The sequence below is a fragment of the Paenibacillus sp. JT31N17 genome, from assembly GCF_056269255.1.
The window spans coordinates 57,902-82,087 of the sequence record NZ_JBWDNP010000024.1; the positions used below are offsets into that span (position 1 = coordinate 57,902).

21 protein-coding genes are annotated in these 24,186 nt (G+C 53.0%); 5 read left to right on the plus strand and 16 right to left on the minus strand.

All coding sequences use genetic code 11. The features are described from left to right. The first annotated feature begins 19 nt into the window (after positions 1-19). On the plus strand, positions 20-394 hold the full coding sequence (locus AC0YOB_RS36255) for an MmcQ/YjbR family DNA-binding protein (RefSeq protein WP_475796934.1): 375 nt from the start codon (positions 20-22) through the stop codon (positions 392-394). 84 nt (positions 395-478) lie between these two features. Continuing rightward, a complete protein-coding gene (locus tag AC0YOB_RS36260) occupies positions 479-1,363 on the plus strand; it encodes an NAD-dependent epimerase/dehydratase family protein (protein ID WP_475796935.1) in 885 nt (294 codons plus the stop codon). A gap of 93 nt (positions 1,364-1,456) precedes the next feature. Here AC0YOB_RS36260 and AC0YOB_RS36265 read toward each other — a convergent pair whose 3' ends face one another. The 6 genes from AC0YOB_RS36265 to AC0YOB_RS36290 form a co-directional block, all read right to left on the minus strand. Further along, on the minus strand, positions 1,457-2,362 hold the full coding sequence (locus AC0YOB_RS36265; RefSeq protein ID WP_475796936.1) for an aldo/keto reductase: 906 nt from the start codon (positions 2,360-2,362) through the stop codon (positions 1,457-1,459). 266 nt (positions 2,363-2,628) lie between these two features. After that, positions 2,629-3,579 carry a DUF1861 family protein gene (locus tag AC0YOB_RS36270; RefSeq protein ID WP_475796937.1) on the minus strand — a complete coding sequence of 317 codons (951 nt, stop codon included), beginning with the start codon at positions 3,577-3,579 and terminating at the stop codon, positions 2,629-2,631. Positions 3,580-3,874: 295 nt separating this feature from the next. Next, positions 3,875-6,343, minus strand: a complete 2,469-nt coding sequence (locus tag AC0YOB_RS36275; protein WP_475796938.1) for an O-antigen ligase family protein — start codon at positions 6,341-6,343, stop codon at positions 3,875-3,877. Between the two features lie 273 nt (positions 6,344-6,616). Next, positions 6,617-7,243 (minus strand): SGNH/GDSL hydrolase family protein, encoded by a 627-nt coding sequence (locus tag AC0YOB_RS36280; protein WP_475796939.1) that lies wholly within the window; start codon positions 7,241-7,243, stop codon positions 6,617-6,619. A gap of 513 nt (positions 7,244-7,756) precedes the next feature. Continuing rightward, entirely contained in the window at positions 7,757-9,163 is a 1,407-nt protein-coding gene (gene uxaC / locus AC0YOB_RS36285) for a glucuronate isomerase (protein ID WP_475796940.1), read from the minus strand. A gap of 29 nt (positions 9,164-9,192) precedes the next feature. Then, the gene (locus AC0YOB_RS36290; RefSeq protein WP_475796941.1) at positions 9,193-10,482 is read right to left on the minus strand and encodes a Gfo/Idh/MocA family oxidoreductase; all 1,290 of its coding nucleotides are present in this window, start codon (positions 10,480-10,482) and stop codon (positions 9,193-9,195) included. Between the two features lie 159 nt (positions 10,483-10,641). On the opposite strand from AC0YOB_RS36290, the gene AC0YOB_RS36295 reads away from it, so the two are divergent. Then, positions 10,642-11,523, plus strand: a complete 882-nt coding sequence (locus AC0YOB_RS36295) for an AraC family transcriptional regulator (RefSeq protein WP_475796942.1) — start codon at positions 10,642-10,644, stop codon at positions 11,521-11,523. Positions 11,524-11,609: 86 nt separating this feature from the next. On the opposite strand, the gene AC0YOB_RS36300 is transcribed toward AC0YOB_RS36295, so the two are convergent. Beyond that, positions 11,610-12,485 carry a helix-turn-helix domain-containing protein gene (locus tag AC0YOB_RS36300; RefSeq protein ID WP_475796943.1) on the minus strand — a complete coding sequence of 292 codons (876 nt, stop codon included), beginning with the start codon at positions 12,483-12,485 and terminating at the stop codon, positions 11,610-11,612. A gap of 326 nt (positions 12,486-12,811) precedes the next feature. Between AC0YOB_RS36300 and AC0YOB_RS36305 the strand changes: the two genes are divergently transcribed. Next, a complete protein-coding gene (locus AC0YOB_RS36305) occupies positions 12,812-14,800 on the plus strand; it encodes a beta-galactosidase trimerization domain-containing protein (protein ID WP_475796944.1) in 1,989 nt (662 codons plus the stop codon). A gap of 303 nt (positions 14,801-15,103) precedes the next feature. Here the strand turns inward: AC0YOB_RS36305 and abc-f are convergent, their stop codons facing one another. From abc-f to AC0YOB_RS36330, 5 genes are all read right to left on the minus strand, one after another. Continuing rightward, entirely contained in the window at positions 15,104-16,933 is a 1,830-nt protein-coding gene (gene abc-f / locus AC0YOB_RS36310; protein ID WP_475796945.1) for a ribosomal protection-like ABC-F family protein, read from the minus strand. A 414-nt stretch (positions 16,934-17,347) separates the two neighbouring features. After that, positions 17,348-18,373 (minus strand): NADH:flavin oxidoreductase/NADH oxidase, encoded by a 1,026-nt coding sequence (locus tag AC0YOB_RS36315; protein ID WP_475796946.1) that lies wholly within the window; start codon positions 18,371-18,373, stop codon positions 17,348-17,350. A gap of 292 nt (positions 18,374-18,665) precedes the next feature. Continuing rightward, complete coding sequence (gene lspA / locus AC0YOB_RS36320) at positions 18,666-19,127, minus strand: signal peptidase II (protein WP_475796947.1); 462 nt, start codon at positions 19,125-19,127, stop codon at positions 18,666-18,668. Between the two features lie 26 nt (positions 19,128-19,153). After that, positions 19,154-19,537 carry a ribosomal maturation YjgA family protein gene (locus tag AC0YOB_RS36325; protein WP_475796948.1) on the minus strand — a complete coding sequence of 128 codons (384 nt, stop codon included), beginning with the start codon at positions 19,535-19,537 and terminating at the stop codon, positions 19,154-19,156. A 42-nt stretch (positions 19,538-19,579) separates the two neighbouring features. Further along, positions 19,580-20,107 (minus strand): GNAT family N-acetyltransferase, encoded by a 528-nt coding sequence (locus AC0YOB_RS36330; protein WP_475796949.1) that lies wholly within the window; start codon positions 20,105-20,107, stop codon positions 19,580-19,582. Positions 20,108-20,397: 290 nt separating this feature from the next. Between AC0YOB_RS36330 and AC0YOB_RS36335 the strand changes: the two genes are divergently transcribed. Beyond that, positions 20,398-21,162 (plus strand): MerR family transcriptional regulator, encoded by a 765-nt coding sequence (locus tag AC0YOB_RS36335; protein ID WP_475796950.1) that lies wholly within the window; start codon positions 20,398-20,400, stop codon positions 21,160-21,162. Between the two features lie 143 nt (positions 21,163-21,305). Here the strand turns inward: AC0YOB_RS36335 and AC0YOB_RS36340 are convergent, their stop codons facing one another. The 4 genes from AC0YOB_RS36340 to AC0YOB_RS36355 form a co-directional block, all read right to left on the minus strand. After that, positions 21,306-21,770, minus strand: coding sequence for a hypothetical protein (locus tag AC0YOB_RS36340; protein ID WP_475796951.1), 465 nt, complete (start codon positions 21,768-21,770; stop codon positions 21,306-21,308). A gap of 170 nt (positions 21,771-21,940) precedes the next feature. After that, a complete protein-coding gene (locus AC0YOB_RS36345) occupies positions 21,941-22,366 on the minus strand; it encodes a hypothetical protein (protein WP_475796952.1) in 426 nt (141 codons plus the stop codon). A gap of 114 nt (positions 22,367-22,480) precedes the next feature. After that, positions 22,481-23,359 carry a VOC family protein gene (locus AC0YOB_RS36350; protein WP_475796953.1) on the minus strand — a complete coding sequence of 293 codons (879 nt, stop codon included), beginning with the start codon at positions 23,357-23,359 and terminating at the stop codon, positions 22,481-22,483. 36 nt (positions 23,360-23,395) lie between these two features. Further along, positions 23,396-24,034 carry an NAD(P)-dependent oxidoreductase gene (locus tag AC0YOB_RS36355; protein WP_475796954.1) on the minus strand — a complete coding sequence of 213 codons (639 nt, stop codon included), beginning with the start codon at positions 24,032-24,034 and terminating at the stop codon, positions 23,396-23,398. Between the last annotated feature and the right edge of the window lie 152 nt (positions 24,035-24,186).

The following is a 24,186-nucleotide window of genomic DNA, read 5'->3' on the forward strand; positions in this document are numbered from 1 at the left end:
TTATACGAGGAGGGCTATGATGCAGCATGATTTGAGCGGGATGAAAACGCCTGGGGGAGTAAGAATGCTGGAGCAGGTGCGCAAGATCTGCAAGACGCTGCCTGAGGTCGCCGAGTTGATCGATGGGCACGGGCATACGACGTTCAAGGTAGCCAACAAATCGTTTATCATCATGAGCGACTACGGGATCACCTTCAAGTCGGATCTGGAGAATCAGGAGATTCTGATCCAGCAGGAGCGTTTCACGAGACCTCCCTATATCGGGCATCACGGCTGGGTATCCATCAGCAATCCCGAGGACTGGGAAGAGATGGGCATTCAGCTTAAGGAAGCTTATCTGCGCGCCGCGCCCAAGCGGCTGTTCAAGCAAGTGATGGAAGAGAAATCGATATAATCTTCCGAGTCATGATGGGCTGAACGATATATCTATGAAAACGACTGGCTGCACGGATAAATTTGATAACAGGAGGTCTCGACGATGAAAAAAGCGCTTATTTTGGGCGGAACACGATTTTTCGGCAAAAAGTTAGTGGAACAGTTGATCCATGATCAGGTCGACCTGACCATCGTAACAAGAGGGCTTACTCCCGATTCATTCGGAAGCTCGGTGAAGCGGCTCCAGGCTGATCGTACAGACCCGGCCGCTCTGCGCGCTGTACTGGGTACCTCGGATTATGATGTTGTTTACGACAACATTTGCTTCACGCCGCAAGAGGCGGAGGAAGCTGTGAATTTGTTTGCCGGGCGCACAGGAAGATATATCGTAACTTCGTCATTAAGTGTGTATCCTTTCGGAGAACCCGGAAAAAAAGAGAGTGATTTTGATCCCTATACCTATCCTATTCCGGAGCCCTATCCTGCGAACGCGGACTATGCTGAAGGAAAACGGATGGTTGAAGCGGTATTGCTGCAAAAAGCGCCGTTTCCGGTGGCGGCTGTACGTTTCCCCATTGTTTTGGGACATGATGATTACACGCGGCGGCTGCATTTTCACATTGAGCATGTTGAGCAGGGGCTGCCCGTCGGAATACCAAACCTGAATGCGCAAATGTCGTTCATCAACTCGGATGAGGCTGCCTCCTTTCTCGCCTGGCTTGGCCGTTCCGATCTGGAAGGGCCGGTCAATGCCTGCTCGCGCGGGGAGCTGTCCCCTGGACAAATCATGACGCTTATATCGCAGGCCGCGGGCAAACAGGCGAATATCCTGAGCGAGACTGATAACATGCATATGTCGCCCTTTGGCATCCCCCAGCCCTGGTATATGGACACGGCCAAAGCCCAAGCTGCCGGCTTTTCGTTCCAGCAGCTCCGCGGCTGGATGCCGAATTTGATCCGGGAGATTGCTGCCGGGCAGGCAAACTAGACAAAAAATAACCGGTCTGACACATTAATCCTGTGTTTAGACCGGTTATTTCTCCTATATTTACCGGCGCTGCCGGACCGTCATCCATTCCGTTTAAACCTTCGCGGCCTGCCCTACCTCAGTCAAACGTTTCTTGGCTTCCTCATAGACATCATCCGCAAGCGGACCCTGCTGGGCAAAACGCAGATTCTCCTTCAGATGCTCCGGATTCTTGGTGCCTACAATCGTCGTCGAGAGCTGCGGGTGGGACAAAGTAAAACGCAGCAGGAAGCCTGTCCGGCTCTCTCCTTCTTCGAGAAGCTCGTCCAGCTTCGCCGCTTCCCATGCCGACCAGCGGTCCTGGGAACCGCGTCCTGCTCCAGGCTCGCCCTGTCCTACGCCGCCGCGTATAATAATGCCCGCGCCAGCTTTCCCTGCCTTGGCAATAAGATTCTCATGCTCACGTTCCAGGGCGGAATATGGAATCTGGAAGGTGTCGAACGCACCGGTATCTATGTAGGCCGGTAGATGGGGCAAATAGGATGAAATGCCGATCCAGCGGACTTTGCCCGAGGCCTGGATTTCCTTCAATGCCTCGACGAGTCCGCCCTCTTCCGTCTGCTCCACTGTCGGCCCGTGCAGTTGCAGCAGATCGACATAGTCCGTTTTCATCCGTTTCAGGCTGGTCTCAATATTATGTAGGATATTATCGCGTGTCCATACATGAGGCGTCTCGTCGTGATCACCCTTGTCCACCAAGGTGCATCCGCATTTGGTTGCAAGGAAATACTCATTCCGGCGATGGCTGATATACTTGCCGATCAGCTCCTCGCTCCTGCCGTAGTCGTACGCGGTATCAATGAAGTTAATGCCGGCATCCAGCACAGCGTTCAGAATACGCTCGGAATCCTCATCGGCTACGGGGCGTCCGTTCCATACCCGGGGACCGCGAATCTCCATGGCTCCAAAACCAAGCTTCGTCACCTGCAGGCCCGTCCGGCCAAGCAATGCTTTTTCCATTGTCGGTATTCCTCCTTTGATTCGGATCTTGAATACCCTTACATTATACCCTTGTACAAGAGCCATGAACAATCCTTATCCGGATTATTCCCGGAATAAGCCCCTTTTTCCGACTGAGGAAAAGGGGCTTTCAGATGCGTCTTACGGGTCATCGCATCGCGGAAATCGTTCAACATGGATAATCATCAAGCGCATGAATGGATAAACAGCTGTTATCCGGTCTGCTGATTCAGGGCAGGGCAGATGCCGCCCAGACCGGCCGCAGCTTACAATTGCTCGTATTCCAGAAAAGGATCCGCGATTTCAATCCTGTACGCTGCGGCATCCCCCGCTCCCACATAGAGATCCGCCAACCCGCCTTCCCTGCGCACCAGTCCGCCGCTGAAGATGACATCGGCAAGATCGGGGCGCTTGGCGGGGCCTGCGGGGAAGCTCCCCCGCCGGGCAATGATTTTCATCGGTGTCTTCTCCAGGGTGTCCGGGTTGAAGGCAAAGGTCATGGCATAGTAATGGCGGCTGCCATCCTCCTCATCGAAAGAGGCGATATGACCGAGTACACCGACAAGGCCATTGGCCAGCAGATGCGCCTCATTGGCGCCGCCCCACTGCGTACCGGCAAACTGATCCTCGAATACGGGAGCCTCGCCAATCAGATAAGCGGTTACATCTTCGAGCCGGCCGACTTTGACGAAGCCGATCTGTCCTCTGCCGCCTTTGTACCCCTGGGGACGGGTCAGCACACCGATTTCTCCATCCGCAAGCTCGATCAGACGAATATCCTTCATATGGTATGGACCGCTGAGAAAATGCCGTAGGCCGGCGGTATCCGCACCGCGATAGAACTCCGTCACCCAAGCCACGATGCAGTGCGGATGCAGCGGATCGGCAATAACCCGTACACCGCCGAAGATCAGTTCCCCTTTGATTCGTGTAAAAAAGGGATCCTGCAGCCCATAAACCGGATAATCCGGATGGGGCTTCCAGACCTCGCCTTCCTTGCGAAAAAAAATAACCTCCGAAAATTCCGTGCTGCGTCCTTCCACTCGCCCTGCGATAACGAGACTTTCCCGGTCGGCAAAAGCAGCCGATATGTTATACACATCCTGGCCCCCGATACCTTCGAAGCGGATCCGCTCTCCGCCCGTTGCAGGCTCATGATTACCAAATTGCTGCAGCAGGTCCCTGCAGGTTTGAACCTTCGTTTGTTGTAGCAGCATACGTCCCGTCCCTCCGTAACCGTTTACGATTAACCGAGATGCTACTTTCAATGATGAAACCATTAATCAAGCGTTCTATGCCCTCTTCATTGCTACACTCAGGCGGTTGGACAACGGACGCTGGATTGCCCAGAAAAACGAAAGGCGCATCCTCACTGGGCAGGCAGTGCTTTCCATCAGAAATATTCGATGCTTTATCATATACCCGAATGGGTTCTGTCGTTCCGATCTTTTATCGGCAGCATGCTTATGAAATGACTCTCGTATGCTCCGGCAGAAGGGGACCCCATTGCGACTAGCTCTCTATTGCCGCAATCTTCTGTTGTTCCATTAACTCTTGCTCCGCCTTGGCCTTCTCCTCGGCCTCCACTAATTTAGCCTGCAAGGCCTCATCCTTCCGTCCTGCAGCTTCAAGAGCGGATAGATAGGCATGAACCCCGGAGCGTATGATCGGATCTTCAAAATTACCATTAATATCCTCCTTAAGCATATTAACAGCCTGCTCATAATCATGCCGGTTGTAATAAATTTGGCCCAGAGCCAGCCTCATCGTCGGGGTAACAATAAACTCATTGCCCTGAAGCTGTCCTTCCGGAAGCGATTTGAGGCGTTCGATCCGGTCCAGCACTTCCTGATACAAGGCAAAAGAGTGATCCCACTTGGCGTTTGCCGCCTGTTCATCCGTCTGCTTCCCGTTCATCCCGGACAAATAATACTCCATCATCCCCGCTTCATAGAAATACATATCCCACGGGAACCTGTCCAGACCTTCGTCGATCGTCCTCAAGGCACGGTCATTGTCTCCTATGCTTTTGTAATATTGGTATTCTTCTCTCAATAACTTATAGTCGTAAGGAGAATAGGATTTTAACTGAGTGATCAGCCGTCCCTGCTCCTGCAGGTACTGCTCATCCCGGGTTGAGCTGAACGCCTGCTTCATCCAGTCTATCTTGAGCAGCGTATAATCGGGATGCTCCGGTGAAATCGCAATCGCCCGGTCGATGTAGGTGAGCAGCTCATTAAGCGGCTTCCTCTCTGCGACTGCCATATTCAAGGAATGGTCGAAGCTAGCGCGTGCCTCGTATTCCCTGTACGCCCCGATGAATAGAACGAGCGCCAGCAAAGAAATCGAAGAGGGAAAGGCCCACCGCCAATTGACCTTTTGAAATGCTTGCCATGCCGGTATGAGAAATGTCTTGTGATAAGGTGCCAGCATGGCGCCCAGGCACAGGAACACAAGTGCTGAAAGAAACATGAAGCTCATATCGAAGTCGATTACACTATGCGCCAGAATGGACAGGGAAATGATGAAGAAATAAAATCCGTCGCCGCCGCGAAGCACGGGATTTCTGATATAGAACCGGATAAACAGGCCGTAAACGGTAATCAGGAATCCGAGCAGAACGAGGAGCCCCAGCCAGCCGATTTCAACCATGGTTTGTAATAAATAGCTGTGCGTCTGCTGGCTGCCATACGGATTGTTTTGATATTTCTGGTAAAGCGCTGCCCAGGCACCGCCTCCGCCGCCCAGGATGGGATAGTCAGCCGAGATTTTGAATGAATCTCTGTAGAAGGTCTCGCGCTCCAGGACGCTGTGCTGATGCAAATTGATATTTTCCAGGCGGTTCGCGATACTCACAGGCAGCAAGCTTCTGATTCCGCTGCTTGTAAGAACAAGAGTAACGGCCAGCGTCCCCAGGATGATGAAGAGCGCAGGTACAGCGGCAATAGACAGCCTGGACTTTTCCAGCCTGACGGTTTTGGCCTCGAGAAAGCCGGATAACCGCGGGTGAATGAAAATAATCAGTGCTGCAAGTACGGCAGAAGCGCCAAGAACGAAGCTCCAGCCGTTTAAGGGGAGCGGATTCCAGAGGGACATGGTCTTCCCAAGCTCGGAGGCGGGCTCCAGTATAACCGAGATATCGGTGCCTATTCGCGTCACATGGCTCAGGATCACGAAAGAAAACAGAACAGCCAGAACCATATAAATCAAATAAAGCAGCTGCCTGCCTATTTTCAGAAAAGGAAGAATGAACAAGACGATGACTGGCAGCAGAACAAGCGCCGCCCGCGAGTAAGTCAGCATGAGAGACAACCAGATCGGGACAAGCATGAAACTATGTATTGCCCGCAGGTACCACGGCCTGGTATGGATAGCTGAGAACAGTCCGCCCAGGAAAATCGCGGTAAGAAATGCGGCATAGGAATTGGAATACTGAAAAACCGAGGTCAGACGGTAAGAGGTATCGGCCAGCCACAGTGCATTGGGATAATACACCTGCCCGAACCAATTCATGAATCCATAGATGACAATCGTGTAGCCGGATATTTGAATGGCCGCTTCCATCATGTTCCTGTGAAGCTTATTCTCCATCATATACAGACCGACGATAAAGAAAGCCGCGGTCATAAATTCAAGCTGAACCATCAGCTTCGCATTATGGGCGGAAGCCGCCTGGAAGGAAGACAGCACATACATAAGCGGGAGCATGAGCACCCCCAGGGACAACAGAAACCTGTAGTCATCCAGTCTCCAATTGTAGAGAAAGCGAATGCCGAGAAGAAAGATGATGACGGACGAATACATCAGGAATTCAAACAGGGGCGCTTCAAAATTCAATACGGCTCCATTAAACAGCGCATACTTGAATGGAAAAACAAACAGGAAAAGCGTCACTGCCGCTACGATCGCCCACTGAATGAGCGAAGTATTCGATGTCTCTTTTTCATGGACGCGAGGCAGTGTCTTTTTTTTCGTATTCATTTTCGTGAAGCTCCTTTACGACTGCGGATTTTTACTCATCTATCATTTATAAATTCCGGTTTTCATGATTCGCATAACATTTCCAAATATATGGACGAGAAAAAAAGAAAAAAGTTACAATTTTGGGTGATTTAATTTTTAATGAAATGAAATGAAGAGCACAGAATGCATTAAGGAAGATCTTCCCCTTTGAAGCGAGGAAAACGACAAAAAAGCCGGCGCCTGACTTCCCGGACACCAGCCTTATATTCACGTCATTGATAATAAGTTCTATTAAGCTTTCACAGCATTCAGCCAGGCCTGGGCGATCAACGCGCTCCCCGCAGGCGATGGGTGAACGCCGTCCGGTGCCCAATAAGCGGGGCCTGTCTGTGTACCCGCTTGAGCGAACAACCCGTCGAGCGGAACATACAGGGCTTGGAACTCGTTGGCGAGCTTGCGGACCACTTGAATCTTCGGGTCCAAATCCTCTCTCCAGGTCTTCTGGGCCTCGTTGACCGGAAGCACAAAGGGCTCTACCAGGATCAGTTTGACATTCAGCTGCTCCTTCGCCTGCTTGATCAGTTTGCGGTAGGTGGTTTCATATTCCTCCGCGCTCATCGGAATGCCCCTGTCATACCTGCGCCAGGTATCGTTGATCCCGATATAGATCGACAACCAGGTCGGCTTCAGTTCCAGGCAATCCCGCTCCCATCTGCGTTCCAGATCAACCACGCGGTCGCCTCCGATGCCGCGGTTAAGGAAGCGGACCTGTTTCTCCGGGTGCTTGCTGGTAAACAGAGCCGTGGCAATATTGGCGTAGCCGCTGCCCAGACTATTTCCATCCTCCCGGTTGCGTCCTGCATCGGTAATGCTGTCCCCCTGAAAGAGCACAACTGCATTGTTTTCGATTAATGTCATCAATAACACCTCCAGTTAACTATTATACATGCGATAATCCGCAGCGGGATAGGGGGATTTCAGCCGATCTTATGGGCCTTCTGCCTATACGGAAGCAGACTCCAGCAAGGAATTCCCGGCTTCCAGCCCACCATTCCCGCTCTACAGCCGCTCCAGCAAGGAATAACCTTACTGCAGACGCGCTCTTCCCGTTTACATCGCTCTCCGCCGTCTCCAGCAAGGCATTTCCGGCTTCCAGCCCACGATCCCCGCTCCTGCAACAGCTCCTGTATGGAGAAACGTTAAGCAGGCTGCAAAAGCTTTAACCCGCAGACTTTTCAGCATGGCGGCTTCGATAAACTCGTAATCTGCTGCAGCTGCTGCAGGACGTACACAGAAGCGAGTACTGTTAACGCGCCCGTCAGCGTCGGCCTACACTTCAGCCGCACAAGCGAAGCTTTCTTCGTCAGCGGCATTCCATGTGAAAAAGACGGCTGCCCGCAAACCGCCGGACAGCCGTCTTCACAAAAATCCCTACTGCGCAAATCCAAAATACCGCTGCGCGTTATTGTAGCAAATATCCTGCACAATGGTTCCAAGCAGCTCCCGGTCATGGGGAGCTTCGCCCTTCTCCACCCAGTCGCCGAGCATATCGCACAGCAGCCTGCGGAAATACTCATGGCGCGTGTACGACAGGAAGCTGCGCGAATCCGTCAGCATGCCGACAAAACGGCTCAGCAAGCCAATGTTCGCGAGCGTGTTCATCTGCACCAGCATGCCGTCCTTCGTGTCGTTATACCACCAGGCGGAGCCAAGCTGCATTTTACCCGCAACGCCGCCGCCCTGAAAGCTGCCCATTACAGTAGCCAGCACCGGATAATTCACCGGATCGAGGGAGTACAGAATCGTCTTGGGCAGAGCATCAGCCGAATTCAGAGCGTCCAGCAGTCTGGTCAGGGGATACGCTACCTGGCTGTCGTTGATGGAATCGTAACCCGTATCCGGCCCCAGCTTGCCGAACATAAGGCTGTTATTGTTGCGGGAAGCGTTAATATGAAACTGCATGGCCCAGCCGAGCTTGTTGTACTGCCGGCCCAGGAACAGGAGCGTATGCGTCTTGTATTTTTGCTCCTCCAGGAGGCTCACTTCCGCACCTTGCAGCGCTTTGGCGAAAATCTCCGCGGCTTCCTCTTCCGTCGTATCCGCATATGGCACATAATCGAGCGCATGGTCCGATACCCTGCAGCCAACCGAATCGAAGAACTGTATCCGCGATTCGAGCACGGAGAGCAATTCCCCGTAGCTGCCGATCGGCTGCCCTGCAGCCTCGCTCAGTCTGGCAATCCACGGCCTGAAGGTGGCGCGGTTAATCTCCAGACTTTTGTCCGGGCGGAAGGACGGCAGCACGACCGTATCGAAGCTGCTGTCCTCCTTCAGCTTGATATGGTATTCAAGCGAATCCGCCGGGTCATCCGTCGTACAGATCACCTTCACCTTGGAGCGTGTGATCAAGTCGCGGGCGCCGTAACCTCCTCCGGTCAGCAGCGCGTTCGCTTTCTCCCAGATCGCTTCCGCATTGCCCGTATTAATAAGCTCTTCAATGCCGAAGAACCGTCTAAGCTCAAGATGCGACCATTGATAAAGCGGATTACCGAGTGTTACCGGCACCGTAGCCGCCCAGGCGTCGAATTTGCTCCGATCGTCGGCATCTCCCGTAATCAGCTGCTCCTCGACCCCGTTGCTTCTCAAAGCGCGCCACTTGTAATGATCCCCGGACAGCCATACATCGGTAATATTGCGGAACGTCTTATTCTCGTATATTTCCTGCGGACTCAAATGACAGTGGTAATCAATGATCGGCATATCCTTGGCAAAGCTGTGATAAAGGTCGATTGCCGTTTCACTGTTCAGCAGAAAATTGTCATCCATAAACGGTTTCATTTTACCTGCTCCCTTCCCTTACGGTTGTCCTAGAACTTGACAAGATCGCTCACTTGAACCGGCAATCCGGTTCGTATGGAACGGTTGGCGGCAATCCCCGTCAGAATGGACATCGCGCCATCCCGATGATCCGCGGCACGATTGAACTTATCCGGCACCGGCTCGCCAAATACATCATTGAGCAGTACAGGATCGCCGCCGCCATGGCCGCCTTCGCCTTCATCCACCTTCACGGTATATGGAGCGTCGAACATGGGATAAACGGTGATCGATATCCCTTCCACTGCACCCTCCTGGGACTTTTCCCCGCCGGAATTGACATAGGATTTCTCGACAATGGTCATCTCAAGCCGTCCTCTGGTTCCGTTGAATGCGATGCGGTAGCCTTCCCAAGGCAAATAAGCATTCAAGGAATACGTCAGAATCGCACCGCTGTTGTATTTCACAAGCACGCCCATCGTATCCTCGATGGAAATCCCGTCGCCGAAGACGCTCTGATCGCGGCGGTAGCCGTCTTCATGCTCGGCATCCAGATACATCGCCTTCAGATGCTTGTTTTTGTCGAGTTGGAGGGCGAACGGATCGTTCTCGGCGATAGGATTGCCCGTCGCGCGCTCATAGAATTCCGTTACGCCGCGGTTCTCGGCATTCTCACGGCCATAGAACATCAGGTCGCCATATGCGAAAACAGACTTCGGCTCCGAGCCGATCCAGAAATTGACCAGATCGAAGTGATGCGTCGATTTGTGGACCAGGAGTCCGCCGCTGTTGCGCTTGTCCCGATGCCAGCGGCGGAAATAATCCGCGCCGTGCTGGGTGTTCAGCAGCCATTCAAAATGGATCGAATTTACGCGGCCGATGGCCCCCTCCATAATAAGCTCGCGCGCTTTCGTATGATGCGGCGCATAGCGGTAGTTGAAGGTGACTCTGATTTTGCGGCCTGTGCGTTTGACGGCATCCAGAATCTCCTGAAGCTTGTTTTCATCCACTGTCATCGGCTTCTCGGTCACAATATCGCAGCCGAGCTCCATGGCCCGGATAATATATTTGTGATGCGTGCGGTCGACCGTCGTGACGATAACCGCATCCGGACGCTCCTGCTCGATCATCTCTTCGAATTCGTCGGCGCGGTAGGTCCGCACTTCGGGATGATCATATTTGTCCACAAGCAGCTTATTCGCGTAAGCCATGCGGGTTTCGTTAATATCGCAGAAGGCTGTCAGCTCCGAAGTTGCCCGGTAATGCTTGGCAAGCGCTCCATAGAAGAATTCCGCTCTTCCGCCAGTGCCGACTAATACATATTTTTTACGTTGTGCCATTTTGCCACCGCTTTCATGCAAGATTTGAATGAGTTCGTCACAGCTAACTTTAGCGCAAATAAAACGATTTTTCACCGCAGTTTATGTATAAGTCACCCCAAACCCCGCTTTTATTGCTATAATATCATGAGAAACATAAACGGGCGGTGAGCGAAACGAATGAGTGCCTCCACACGAACCAGCTTCCAGGATCCATCCGGCGGATGGGATATCGATAATTTGAAACGCAAAGGGCATTTCTCGATGACCGCGAACCACTTCCACCCTTATTATGAGCTGTATTATTTATGTGAGGGCGAGCGAATGTACTTCGTAAAGGACCGCGCTTACCGGGTGAAGGCGGGGGATATGGTTTTTATAGACCGGCAGGTGCTGCACAAAACCTCTGATACCGGAGTGCCCGACCACGAACGAATTGTGATCAATTATCAGCATGAATGGCTGGAGCAGGCCTACCCTCACGATGCCGCCATATTGGTGGAGCCTTTTAGACGCGAATATCCCGTTGTCTCCCTGCCGGCGCAGCAGCTTCCCGAGCTCAAGCGGGTCATTGCCGAAATCATAAACGAAATGCGGCTGCAGGAAACGGGATGCGCCATCCGCCTGCGCCACGCCATTATCGAGCTGCTGCTGATTGCCGTCCGTGCAAAAAGCGGCGATTACGGCCAGCCTGCGCCCGCTGACGAAGGTTCACCCATGCATATACGAATGATCAAGGTAGTCCAGTTTCTCAATGAGCATTATGCGGAGCCGCTGTCCTTAACAGACGTAGCGAAGCAGTTCGCCATCAGCTCCTATTATCTGAGCCGCACCTTCAAATCCGCGACAGGGTTTGCGTTCAGTGAATATATTAATCTGCTGCGCTTGAAGGAATCCCAGCGGCTGCTTCGCGAAACGGATCTGAAAATCACGGATATCGCGCTTCGAACCGGCTTCGATAATTTCTCGCATTTCGGCAAAGCCTTCAAGAAAATGGCCGGGCTCTCGCCCCGCTCCTACCGCAGCGGCAGCCGGATGAACGCGATGCGGCAGCAGGTCTAGTGAGCTACAGGCCAAAAAGCCCTTCCGGGTTAATGGGCCGCCGAGCGTATCCCGCTCCACGCTTGATTAATTGCCGTCAACATGCATCAGACGAAGCCCTGACGCTCCCGCCGATACGCCCCGGGTGCCTGTCCGGTCTGCTTGCGGAACACGCGGATAAAATAATTATAATCCGGTATGCCGACCTTCCCGGCGATGACCGGCACAGAGTCGCGGGTCTGGACAAGCAGCTTCTTCGCTTCCTCCACACGAAGATAATGGAGATATTTCATCGGGCTCATCCCGGTGTGCTTCTTCAGACAGCGGGTTATATAGTCAAAATGATAGGACAGCGCGGCCTCGAGGGCGCTTGAGGAGAAGGGCTGTTCGATGCTGCGGCGCAGAAACTTCTCCGCCTCCCGGCTGATCTGCAGCGACTTGGACGGCTGCTGCCCGGCAGCCACAATCAATTGCAGCTGGGTAAACAGCCTGGCCAGATAAGAATGCAGCTGAAGCGCGCCGAACAGCTGCAGGCTGCGATGCAAATCCAGCATTGCCTGAAGCGTGGGAATAAGCGGCAGCAGATCGAGGCCCTCTGCGAATTTCGGAATAAACATGTAATGCGCCGTTGGCTCCGTATCTGTATCCGTATCTTTACGCCGGATCGAGAACCAGGGGATATCATCGGCCTTTACCGTAATCGCCGGTCCCTTATGGACAAAGTGCAGCCAATAGATCTCCGTATCCTCCTCGCACGGCCGGTATCCAATATGCGTCCTGCCCGCCTCCAGCACCAGCATTCCGCCCGTTTTGATCGCGTATTCCACCCCGTCCTCAGCCATATACATCGTTCCCTTGGCCACAATCAGCATATCGTACACCTGGAAGGTCCGTTCAAAATGGCTGTCTCCCGGCTTCCAGACCGTATGGCCAATCGTCATAAACTGCGGAATTGGCGGTATTAACAGCTGCAGGCAATCCATGCCTATAACCTCCCCTCAAGCTCCTGCCGTTCGTATTCCTAACGATCCTGTTCAAGCTTGAAAACGTTCCGTTCAAAGTTATTATACGCTATATCCGGCAGTAAGAAGGAACTTGCTGCCGCCATCCTTCGACGGCAGGGAACGCTTATGCAGCCTATCCTTGCCCATTGTTCCAAAAAGTCGATATCGTCCTATTGAAATCGCTTACGTCCCTATACGCAAACAGAGCGGATGCGATAGATTAAAGCTGAAAGCCGCCTTTTTCTCCAGCATTTACACCATATATACCGGTTAACGCCATTAAACGTAAAGGGGTTGTTTGTATCATGCGGTTCCGACAGGTCCATCTTGATTTCCATACGTCCGAAATGATCCCCGGCATCGGCAAATCCTTTGACAAAAAACAGTTCCAGCAGATGCTCCAAAAAGGGCATGTCGATTCCATCACGGTATTCTCCAAATGTCATCATGGCTGGGCGTACCACCCTTCGGAGGCCAACGAGACCCATCCCGGCCTCTCCTTCGATCTGCTAGGCTCCATGATCGAAGCAGCCCATGGGATCAACGTGAACACACCTGTCTATATCTCAGCCGGACTTGACGAGAAGCTTGCGCGGCGTCATCCCGAGTGGCTGATCCGCAGCAGGGACGACCAGACGCAGTGGGTCAAGGGATTCATGGTGCCGGGCTATCACGAATTCTGCATGAATACGCCCTATCTGGACGTGCTGCTGAAGCAGATTGAGGAAGTGGCCACCCGGTATGATGCCGATGGCATCTTCCTGGATATTGTGGGCGTGCGCAAATGCTACTGCCAAGTCTGCATCGCCGGCATTCGCGCCCAAGGTCTCGATCCCCGCGACGAAAACGTGATTCTGGCCTATGGCGAAACGGTTTATGCCCATTACACGGAATCCGTCAAACGCGTTATTCATGCCATCAAACCGGATATGCCGATCTTCCATAATGGGGGTCATATCCAGCGTGGCCGCCGTGATTTGGCGCATATGAATACCCATCTGGAGCTGGAATCGCTGCCGACGGGCGGCTGGGGCTATGACCACTTCCCGCTCTCCGCCCGCTATGCCCAGACGCTTGGCATGCCTTATCTCGGTATGACAGGCAAATTCCACACCTCATGGGGAGAATTCGGCGGCTACAAGCATCCCAATGCGCTGCGCTACGAGGTTGCGCTCAATCTTGCCAACGGAGCGCGCTGCTCCATCGGCGACCAGCTTCACCCGGAAGGCTTGATGGATGAGGCCACCTATTCCTTGATTGGAGCCGCGTATTCCGAGGCCGAAGCCAAGGAGGCCTGGTGCGTCGATGCCACAGCCGTTGCCGATGTGGCGCTGCTCTCCGAGGAGGCTGCCGCCAATGAGCATACCGGCCGGAATAAAATCTCCGATGTCGGCGCTGTGCGCATGCTTCTGGAAGGCAAGCTGCTGTTTGACGTTATCGATCAGGAGGCGGATTTCAGTGCCTATCGGGTCATCATTCTCCCCGACCATATACGCCTTGCGGAAGGGGAGGCATTGACGGCCAAATTGGAGGCCTATCTGGCCCAGGGAGGCAAGCTGCTCGCAACCGGCGAGAGCGGGCTGCGGAAGGCCAGCGGCGCCAGCCTGACGGAGCCTGACGGCTTTGTGCTTGATTTGGGCGCTTCCTGGCTGGGCGAGAACCCGTACAAACCGGATTATTTCCGTCCGCACTTCGAGCTGCCTGCACTCGGTTCCGCCGCATATATTTTCTATTCGCAGGGGCAGAGGATAGCTCTGGGCAGCGGAGGAACGGAGCTTGGACATCGGGAGGATCCTTATTTCAACCGCGATGTATTCACGTTCTGCTCCCATCAGCATACGCCAACCAGCGGAAGCATCGCCGGTCCGGGCATGACTGAAAACAAGAACGGCATTTATCTGGCCTGGAATGTGTTCGAGGATTACGCGACCAAAGGCAGCCTGATCCTGAAGGAGACGGTGCTGTGGGCCTTGCGCCGGCTGCTCCCTGACATCACGCTGCGCACCAGCCTGCCGGCGCAGGGAGTGGTGACGCTGCAGCATCAGCCGGGACAGGCGCGATATGTCAATCATCTTCTCTATGCTTCACCCGTGAAGCGAGGGGATGGCGTCGAAGTAATCGAAGATATTATTCCGCTTTATGATGTGGAGGTTGCGCTGAATCTGCCGGAAGCCGCGAAGCGCGTTTATCTGGCCCCGCAAGGCACGGAGCTGCCGTTCCGGCAAAATGAAACGATCGTCGCCTATACGGTCCCGCGCCTGGAATGCCATCAAATGGTGGTCATCGAGACATAAAAGTCCGGCGAAGAAAACAGCTTGCGCATGGAAGGAGAGCGCCTGCGTTTCTCAGACTATTTCCGCTTTCCGCTCTCCGCGGGTATTCGGGCTGTTGAATCTTAAGCAATATTTCTGCCATGTGCAAAAAAAAGCGAGCGCCTGCGCTGCTCAGACCATTTCCGCTCTCAGCTCTCCGGCGGTTAGTCGGGCTTTTGAATCTCAAGCAATATTTCTGCCATGCACAAGAAACCGGAAGCGATGAACTCATCGTTTCCGGCTCCTTTGCAATTGCTGTTCGTTCAGACAATCCATATGCAGATTCTATACCTGCCTCAATAGCGCGATCTGCTTTTGCAGCTCTTTAATTTCCTGCATCAGCTTTTTCTGCTGCAGCTCATTCTCCGGCTCCGCCTCGTTCATCAACCGGACCAGGCGGAGCTCAAGCTGTCCGCGCTCATTCGCACGTTCCTGCCCGTCCGTATTGAGCGGATGAGTCCGGCTGCGGGATGCATATTCCTCATATGTTCCGGGAAACAGCGCTGGAGCTTGCTTGTTGTTCATCAGGATAAGCCGGTTCGCCGTCTTGCGGATCAAATACCGGTCATGCGTAACGAGCAGCAGCGCTCCGGGATACTGCTGCAGCGCCTCCTCCACACGCTCCCGGGTGTCGATATCCAGATAGTTGGTCGGTTCATCCAGAACCAGCAGATTGGCGCGGCCAAAGTACAGCTTCAGGAAGGCTACCCGGCATTTCTCGCCCATGCTCAGACCGGCGATTTTCTTGAAGACCTCCTCGCGCTTGAACATGAAGCAGCCAAGAATGGTCCGTGCCTGCGACTGCGTCATATCGGGAAGGGACAGCAAGCTCCCGAGAATGGTCTCCTCTTCATCCAGATTGCCAAGCTCCTGGGCAAAATAACCGATTCTGGTCTGCGGATGCAGACGCACGGCCCCGGAAGTCGGCGGCAGCAGGCCAGCCGCCAGCTTCAGCAGCGTGGATTTGCCTGCTCCATTAGGCCCCAGAATGGCAATCCGGTCGCCGCGGTTCACCGACAGCTGGAGATGCCGGAATATCTCGGGCGCTCCCTCATACGCAAAGCCCGCATTCTCGAGCCGAAGCAGAGTCGATGCTGCGAATCCCGCGTCCTCCAGCCGCATGCTCAAGCGGGCCGATTCACGCGGCTTCTGCACCCCTTCCTGTTCCAGCTTATCGAGCGCGGATTCCTTGGCGTGCATGCGGGAGACGTTCTTCTTCGCCTTCGACCGGTAGAAATCATTCTGGCCCGCAGCCTTATGGGATTGCTGAAACCACTCCGAGTAGCGGCGGATACTCTCGAGAAGTTTCTCCTTCTCCTGCTGCTGCTTCGCATACAGCGCTTCCTGCGTCCGCAGCTCCAGATCCTTCTGCTTGCGGTAATCGGTGTGCCCGCCGGGATAACGACGGCAGCCATGACGGGACAGCTCCATCACAGCCGTTGCCGTCTGGTCTATAAAAGCGCGGTCGTGCGACACATACAGCACGGTGCCCGGATAGGACCGCACCCACTCCTCCAGCCAGCCGAGCATCTCCGCATCCAGATGGTTGGTCGGCTCATCCAGCACAATAAACTCAGGCTCCCGGACCATCAGCGCCGCCAGCTGCGCTCTTGTTTTCTGCCCGCCGCTCAGCTGGCAGAACGGCAGCTTCCACAGCGCCGGATCCAGTTTCAGCTGCTGCAGGCATTTCTCCGTCTTCACTTCCCACCCATACCCGTCCAGCTGCATATATCTGTCGTATGTCCGGCTGTACTGGTCCATAACGTCAGATTCTTTGTCTCCGGTACTTAAGCGCGTCTGCAGGTCGTGTAATGTGCGCTTAAGATTATATAGCTCGGTCGAGCCAAACTGGACAAACTCCAGTGTGGACAGCTCATCCCCCTGCTCCACCAGCTGATCGATCGAGCCCCAATCCGATAGCGGGAGCACGCGGTGAATATCCCCGCCCGTCAGATGGATCCGGCCGAACAAGCCCTGGAGCAGCGTAGTCTTCCCGATGCCGTTGCTGCCGAACAGAGCCACCCGCTCGCCCTTCCTGATTTCCAAATCAATATCTTCAAACAGCGGTTCCCCGCCATATTCATGTTTTAGTCCAGACGCCTTGACGATATACATAGTCATTCCCCCGATCCCAAATGGAAACACAAAAAACCGCGGCCAGCAGCTCGCGGTCTTATACGTGTCCGGGGGAAGCAGAGGAACAGCATGAACCATGCCGCTAATATGCCTGAACGCAAGCTAAGCGCCTGAAATAGACACCTCTGACAGCGTCAAGCATTTTCGCAGTCCATCCGTACCTTGCTTCATATAAAAGGAGTACCCCCGCGTTGACACACGTATCCCAGACCGGTTCGCGCTACAGGCGAACGCTGCTTGCACATTGACAAGTTATCTTGGGATTCATGTGATTAATTCATCGGCGTGGGTCCTCCGTAAGGTCATTGGAATATTGGAACGGTTCCATTATATATCGATTAACAGCATCAATTCAAGCCGCATCAGGGAAAATGGCCGAATCCAGCAGACCGTTTACAGGATTCTGTCATACTGCTTCGGAAGCAGTTCCTTCCATTCGCCGCCGGTAGCGCGAATTGCATGCGCCGCCCAGTACGGGTCGTTCAGCATTCCCCGTCCAACCGCAACCAGATCCGCATCGCCATTTGCCACTGCCGCAAGCGCAAGCTCCGGATCGTCCAATATGCCAACCGCGATAACCGGCACGCCCAGCGCTTCCTTGAATTTTCGTGCAAGCGGCAGATGGTAACCTGGATAATTCCCCGGCTTGAGCTTGCCGACAGGGCCATCCCCGCCGCTGCTCACGTGAAAGATATCCACACCCGCATCAAGATAACGGCGTGCCATCTCAAGCGCATATTCGACGCCGTATCCTCCATCCATATATTCAATTGCCGATATTCGCATGATGAGCGGCATGTCGGACGGCATTTGAGCCTTAACCGCCTGCAGCACTTCAACACCGAACAGAGCACGGTCCTGTCCGTATTTATCATCTCGATTGTTAATCGACGGCGAGTGGAACTGATGAATCAGATAGCCATGTGCCCCATGCACCTCAATTGTGTCCACGCCCGCCTCCACTGCCCGTCTGGCGGCATCTCCGAATTTGACAACCATGGCTTGCGTTTCCTCAGTCGTCAGCGCATGCGGCTGCTTGAAGTCTTCACTAAAACGGATGGCAGAAGGACCGACCGGCACTTCCGCATCCCCCGCCTTACGTCCAGCATGGGCGATTTGAATGCCGGCTTTGGCGCCGAAACGGTGTATGCCTTCAATAACGCGGGCAAACGCCGGCACATGCTCATCCGACCATATGCCAAGATCATAATCGCTTATCCGTCCGTCCGGTTCCACATCCGTCATTTCGATGATGATCAGCCCGGTACCCCCTACAGCACGGGAAGTATAATGCACATCATGCCACTCATTCGGCTTGCCGTCCTTGGCGCTGACGGAATACTGACACATCGGAGGCATGACAATCCGGTTGCGGAGCGTCAGTCCTTTAATTGAGAAAGTTTGATTTAACCTGGACAAGGCTGTTTCCTCCTCTGCAATATTACTTTAAGTTACTTTATAATCTATAGAATATTATAACCCTTCATCTTTCCAATTGAATAGTGGGAGCATTATTTTATTTTACCAGGATATATGTGAATTTATAAATTTTATCCTGCATCTGCCCACGCAGAATATCCCGATGAATGTTCATCGGGCTAAAATTTTGCGGTCACAACTACACCGTTATTGGGTATTCCGGCAGTGCAAATGTCAGAGCGCGCTTGAAACGCAAAGCAAAAATTTAATGGCATACATCAATCGACGTACATTATACTCTCCTTGAATGGGAGGAGATTCTTTTATGCAAGGCCAGACGGGCGAGAATGAGGAAGAAGCTGATCGTGATGGCGATATCCGCCACATTCATGCTTCCTCCCCCTTTCCCGAGCGAGATAAAATCCGTCACCTTGCCGAATACCGCCCGATCAATAGCATTACCCAGCGCTCCGCCAACCATTAGCCCTGTAATCAGCTCCAGCATCACGCCGCGCAGCTCCCCTTGACGCCGGTAGTAAAGCACGGCCGCAGCAAGGACCACCGCAACAATGACAAAATAACGGCCAAAGCCCTGAAAGGAACTCATGGCTGCACCGGTGTTTTCGTAATGAATAAATCGCAGGACGCCCGGCCAAATGGAAATCGTCTCCCCCACATCCATCGACATGCGGATAAGGCCTTTTGATATTTGATCAATAAAGATAACCACTATAGAAATGATATAAAATAGCATTCGTTCATCTCCATTTCACTTGCCTGTCATGACTGATTCCTTCGAAGAGCGGCATCTATCATGCAGGAAACCAGAATTCCAATACTGTAGCGGAGCAAGTCCACAGCCAGGAACCCTTTTCCCAGTATCAACGAGCCCGCGAGTGTGCTCCTTATGCCATTGATCCAATCCACCTGATAGAGCTGGCTGAACTCAATGGCAAAGCAAAATATCAAGCTCACCCCGAATGCCCAGGATAAGCGCTTGTGGACCCCAAAGAAACGAACGCCAAAATAGATCATACCCGCCCAAAGTGCATCTCCGAAATGCTCGGACACGAAAACGGGCAGCGTTTCGGAATATGCTCTGGAGCCGAAGCCCAGCACCATAGCGATCAATACCGCTATGATGTAATACATTCTTGCCTTCATAGCCTCCACCAACTATTTTCAAATGACTGTTCGCGCCGGTCTCTACAGCTCAATCCAGAATCTCCTGATAATATTCCCATTCGCTTCGATGAACTCCGATTCAAATATGCCGCCATTTTTGAGAATGGTTTTCTCAGAGCCGATATTCCCTTTGTCGCAAACAACCAGCACCCGGTTCAGGCCAAGCTCTCTGGTTATGATCAGGGACTTGGCCAATAAGGCTCCGGCGTAACCCTTGCGCCTCTCGGAAGGACGGATGCCATAACCAATATTCCCGCCGCTTTCGGATAATTTCTGATTCAGCCGGTGCCGGATATTGACTGCGCCAACAAGCTTATCCGCTTCATTGATCAGCCAATAGGTGGAGTGGGGCACCCAGCTCTCTCTTGTCAACTTGTCCTCGCTATCTTCCGCATATAAGAATGCAACATACGCCTCAAAATCAGAGGGATCCCTCTCAATCACCCAGGGCACCATGTCCTCACCGCTCTCAAGCCAGTCCTCATAAAAGTCCATATATACATCGCGGTACTCCAGGGATGGTTCGACCAGTCTAACTTGGTTTATCATATATGCGCCTCCCATAATGGATCATGGTCTGTTCTATTGCATATGCATGTTATGAATCAGGAGGTCCCGACAGGTATATGATAGTGCTAGCATGAAGGCTTGCCAGCGATGCTCTTCATATTGAATTTAATTTACCATAAAAGCCGGGATGGCAGCAAACATATGTGCTTATTTATGCTCCAATAATATCCATTTGTAGAAACAGTCTGCTGCGAAATAAATCCGCGAAGACGGCATTGACATTGACGCGGCGTAAAGGTGTACATTTAGAACTGTCAGGAGGCGAAGGCATGGAATATACCGTACAGAAGCTTGGCAGGCTCGCTGGAATCAGCACAAGAACGCTCCGCTACTACGATCAGATCGGCATTCTCAAGCCGGCCCGGATCAATTCGTCCGGTTACCGGATCTACGGTCAGGAGGAAGTCGACCGGCTTCAGCAAATTTTGTTTTTCAGAGAGCTTGGGTTCCCGCTGGAACGGGTCAGGGAGATCGTGACCGCTCCATCCTTCGACAGTGCCGAGGCGCTCCGGACGCATTACGCACAGCTCCTTGACAGACGCAGGCAGCTTGATACGCTCATCGCCAATGTGGAACAAACCATTTCAGCGGCAGAAGGGAGAACGACCATGACCGATCAGCAGAAATTTGAAGGCTTCAAACAGAAGATGGTTGAAGACAATGAAGACAAGTACGGAGAAGAGATTCGCCGGAAATACGGAAACGAGGCAATCGACAAGTCCAATCAGAAATTCATGAACATGACGCAGGAGGAGCATGCCGAGGTGACCCGCCTGGCGGAAGAATTAACGGTCACACTCGCAGAAGCATTCAAAGAAGGCGATCCGGCGGGCGAGCTCGCCCAGAAGGCAGCCGGCCTGCACAAACAGTGGCTCACCTTTTATTGGAGCAATTACAGCAAGGAAGCCCATGCCGGGCTCGCGCAAATGTACGTCGACGACGAGCGGTTCAAGGCCCATTATGACGTCGCTCAGCCGGGAACGGCAGAATTTCTGAGAGATGCGATCCACATCTACACCGGTGCGGGAAAATAAAAAATAATCAAAACCCCATCCCCCGGCATGGCCGCGTGGACGGGGTTTTGATCCTTACAAGCGCAGCAAGCGGCGTACAGCCCGCTTGTGGAGGGCCGTAGCCCAAGCCGCGCTGCCCATGATATGCCGCTGTGGGAAAGCTGTCAGGAAGGATTCGGCTGAACGCCTTCCTCCTGCGCCAAATACCTCTGCAGCATATTCAGCTCCCGGTACAGCTGAAGCAGCTCGGACTCCTTCCCCAGTATAAGCCGGGACAGCTCGTCGATTTTCATCACGATATCGGCGATATCCTTCTCCTTCACCGACAAGCTGCTGCTGAAGCATCCAAATGACTGCTTCGCCCACCGCTCCGCCGAGCCCCGGCCATCCTTGCGGTAAATGGTTGTGAACGCATCAAAAACCGCGTTGATCACCTGGCGGCGCTCGAAGCTCAGAACCCCCAATCCGTTCTTGGCATGCGCCACCGCCTGCATAAGCTGAAAATCATTCAGCTTGCCATGCGCGACCTCACCCCGGTCAATCTCTCCTATTAAATCCGGATAAACGGATTGAAACAGCTCCGCCTCCAGGATCATTTCTTCCATTGTGATTAAGGACCGATCCTGCATTCCACCACATCCCTTATCATTTTAAAGTCCTCTATATACAATTCGTATCAAATTTCTATTTAAGTCGCTTTCCCATTTCTCCAAACAGCCTTATAAAAAAATAAACGCAGCCTGCTCCCGTTGCAGGAGACAAGCCGCGCGCGTATGTAAACCCCGGAAGTGGCCCAGGTTCAAATATTATCCGTCGCCAATGCGCTTAGCGCCTTGACGGCTTCTTTGATATCCGTATCATGCCGGGTAGGGGAGCCTGTCTGCCCGCCGTACCAATAAAGAATAAGAACATTCTTCACTTCATAAATGGCCGGGATTTGCATATCAAATTTCGCTTTTTGCTGATTGAAATCCGTGAGTCCCTCTTCGCGCTTCTTCTCGGTGGGGAATAAATAGAAGGAAACCGATTCGTCATTCTCCAGCTTGTAGGTAGTAGCTTTCAGGCCTTTCAGCACAAAATGATTTTTTGTCCCGTCCTCATTCAGCAGTATTATCCCTTTGTCCGCGAATACGGTCTTTAGATCATCCAGATTGAGATCCGCCTCGGTGGTGCAGGCTGTCGCCACAGCCAATATCATGAGCAGCGCAAGAACGATCCGTTTCATTTTCCACTCCCCCTTTGTTCATAGTAACGGATAACAGGAGAGCTGCCAAATTATACTAAAAATCCGGCTGAACCCAAGGCTTGGCGCACAGGAGTTTCCAGCTGATTATCATGACTAAACATGTTGAACAACCCCTGCAGCCGATAAATGGATTTCAATGCCGCTGGGATCCAGAACAACAACTGTCCCATCCCCGTGATGCGCCACAGGAACTCCTTCTTCCTGCAAGCGTCCAAGAACGGCAGAGAGCGCAGCCTGGTCCGGCAGACCGATCACATAATAGGCGAGTCCCGCCGCATCCTTAGGTGTTAGCGGAGCTCCCACGCCAGCCCAGGTATTGAGTCCGATATGATGATGATAGCCGCCGGCAGATATAAACAAAGCCGCATTGCCCATCCGCGCCATAACAGCAAACCCGAGCACATCGATATAAAAACGCTCAGCCGCGGCCAAATCGGATACATGCAGGTGGATATGCCCGACCGTGGTCCCTGCGGGCAGACCGTTCCAGGGATCATCGCCCGCTTCCGCAAGCAGGCCATCCCAGTCGATCGGATCAACCGCCATGATATAATGGCCTGCTGCGTCGCGCTGCCACTCTTCCCGCGGACGGTCGCGATAGATCTCAATACCGTTATTGTCGGGATCCGCAATGTAGAGAGCCTCGCTCACAAGATGGTCGGACTGGCCGATATGAATGCCTGTACGGATGAGATTGCGCAAGGATAATCCCAGCGATTTGCGGTCCGGCAGCAGGATGGCAAAATGGTACAAGCCCGCTCCTGATCTTCTGGGACGCTGAACGGCTCCTTCTATTTCCTCCAGGAGCAGCAAGGGAGCCGCGCCCTCCACCGAAAGCTCGGCCGTTCCGTTCTCTTCCTTGATCAGCTTTAATCCCACTACATCCTGATAGAACCCGATTGAGCGTTTCAGATCGCTGACCCTCAGCTTGACAAGCTTGATGCCTGTTTCCGGGTGAATCGCGTTCGACATTACAATCACCTCTTTCGCGTTTTTCTCATATCGCGCTTATTTGGATTCGGAAACAACGGTAAAACGTTCGTTCTTATGCTGCGGATTCTCGATTTCATCCACGACGGCGACTGCAAAATCCTCGTAGCTCACATAGCTTTCACCGGCGGAATTCACAAGCAGATTATCTTTCCCGGATTGATAGGCCCCGGTTCTGCGGCCGAGTGCAAAAATAGCCGACGGACTGACAAAAGTCCACTGTATGCCCTCTGTCTGCTTGAGAATCTCCAGGTTCTTGCCCTGATTCGAGGCTGTAGGAAAATATTCCTCAGGAAATCCGGGCGCTTCCATCACACGTGTCGTCTTCTCTTCATCCACGAACAGACTCCCCGCACCCCCGACAACGATCAACCTCGTGCCCGCCGCGTCTTTAAGCGCCTCAATAAGCGCATTTCCGGCATCCACATGCAGATGCTCCTCGCCTGCCGGAGCCGAGAAAGCATTAACAATGACGTCATGTCCCTTGAGGTCATCTGCCGTGAGGTCGAAAATATCCTTCTGAACGACAGCTGCGCGCTTGTCGGTTATTTTAAACGGATTTCTTACAATCGCGGTACCTTCATGGCCCCTGTCCAACGCCTCCAGCAGGATGGCATTGCCCGCCTTGCCGCTTGCTCCGATTACGGCAATCTTCATAATCAAGCTCCTCTCGCAGGTTGATGATTATCAGAATATCTGATATAGTTGTAACTATAATTGTTACAGGTTACTTTTGTCAAATACTTTATTGCTCCCGTATCCCCGTTGACAATTCATGTCCGTTGTTAGACGATGATAGAGGACGAAAT

Excerpts from the sequence above, each read along its gene's own strand:
- AC0YOB_RS36255 (WP_475796934.1), top strand. The coding sequence starts at position 20 with ATGCAGCATGATTTGAGCGGGATGAAAACGCCTGGGGGAGTAAGAATG.
- AC0YOB_RS36260 (WP_475796935.1), top strand. The coding sequence starts at position 479 with ATGAAAAAAGCGCTTATTTTGGGCGGAACACGATTTTTCGGCAAAAAG.
- AC0YOB_RS36265 (WP_475796936.1), bottom strand. The coding sequence starts at position 2,362 with ATGGAAAAAGCATTGCTTGGCCGGACGGGCCTGCAGGTGACGAAGCTT.
- AC0YOB_RS36270 (WP_475796937.1), bottom strand. The coding sequence starts at position 3,579 with ATGCTGCTACAACAAACGAAGGTTCAAACCTGCAGGGACCTGCTGCAG.
- AC0YOB_RS36275 (WP_475796938.1), bottom strand. The coding sequence starts at position 6,343 with ATGAATACGAAAAAAAAGACACTGCCTCGCGTCCATGAAAAAGAGACA.
- AC0YOB_RS36280 (WP_475796939.1), bottom strand. The coding sequence starts at position 7,243 with ATGACATTAATCGAAAACAATGCAGTTGTGCTCTTTCAGGGGGACAGC.
- uxaC (WP_475796940.1), bottom strand. The coding sequence starts at position 9,163 with ATGAAACCGTTTATGGATGACAATTTTCTGCTGAACAGTGAAACGGCA.
- AC0YOB_RS36290 (WP_475796941.1), bottom strand. The coding sequence starts at position 10,482 with ATGGCACAACGTAAAAAATATGTATTAGTCGGCACTGGCGGAAGAGCG.
- AC0YOB_RS36295 (WP_475796942.1), top strand. The coding sequence starts at position 10,642 with ATGAGTGCCTCCACACGAACCAGCTTCCAGGATCCATCCGGCGGATGG.
- AC0YOB_RS36300 (WP_475796943.1), bottom strand. The coding sequence starts at position 12,485 with ATGGATTGCCTGCAGCTGTTAATACCGCCAATTCCGCAGTTTATGACG.
- AC0YOB_RS36305 (WP_475796944.1), top strand. The coding sequence starts at position 12,812 with ATGCGGTTCCGACAGGTCCATCTTGATTTCCATACGTCCGAAATGATC.
- abc-f (WP_475796945.1), bottom strand. The coding sequence starts at position 16,933 with ATGTATATCGTCAAGGCGTCTGGACTAAAACATGAATATGGCGGGGAA.
- lspA (WP_475796947.1), bottom strand. The coding sequence starts at position 19,127 with ATGCTATTTTATATCATTTCTATAGTGGTTATCTTTATTGATCAAATA.
- AC0YOB_RS36325 (WP_475796948.1), bottom strand. The coding sequence starts at position 19,537 with ATGAAGGCAAGAATGTATTACATCATAGCGGTATTGATCGCTATGGTG.
- AC0YOB_RS36330 (WP_475796949.1), bottom strand. The coding sequence starts at position 20,107 with ATGATAAACCAAGTTAGACTGGTCGAACCATCCCTGGAGTACCGCGAT.
- AC0YOB_RS36335 (WP_475796950.1), top strand. The coding sequence starts at position 20,398 with ATGGAATATACCGTACAGAAGCTTGGCAGGCTCGCTGGAATCAGCACA.
- AC0YOB_RS36340 (WP_475796951.1), bottom strand. The coding sequence starts at position 21,770 with ATGCAGGATCGGTCCTTAATCACAATGGAAGAAATGATCCTGGAGGCG.
- AC0YOB_RS36345 (WP_475796952.1), bottom strand. The coding sequence starts at position 22,366 with ATGAAACGGATCGTTCTTGCGCTGCTCATGATATTGGCTGTGGCGACA.
- AC0YOB_RS36350 (WP_475796953.1), bottom strand. The coding sequence starts at position 23,359 with ATGTCGAACGCGATTCACCCGGAAACAGGCATCAAGCTTGTCAAGCTG.
- AC0YOB_RS36355 (WP_475796954.1), bottom strand. The coding sequence starts at position 24,034 with ATGAAGATTGCCGTAATCGGAGCAAGCGGCAAGGCGGGCAATGCCATC.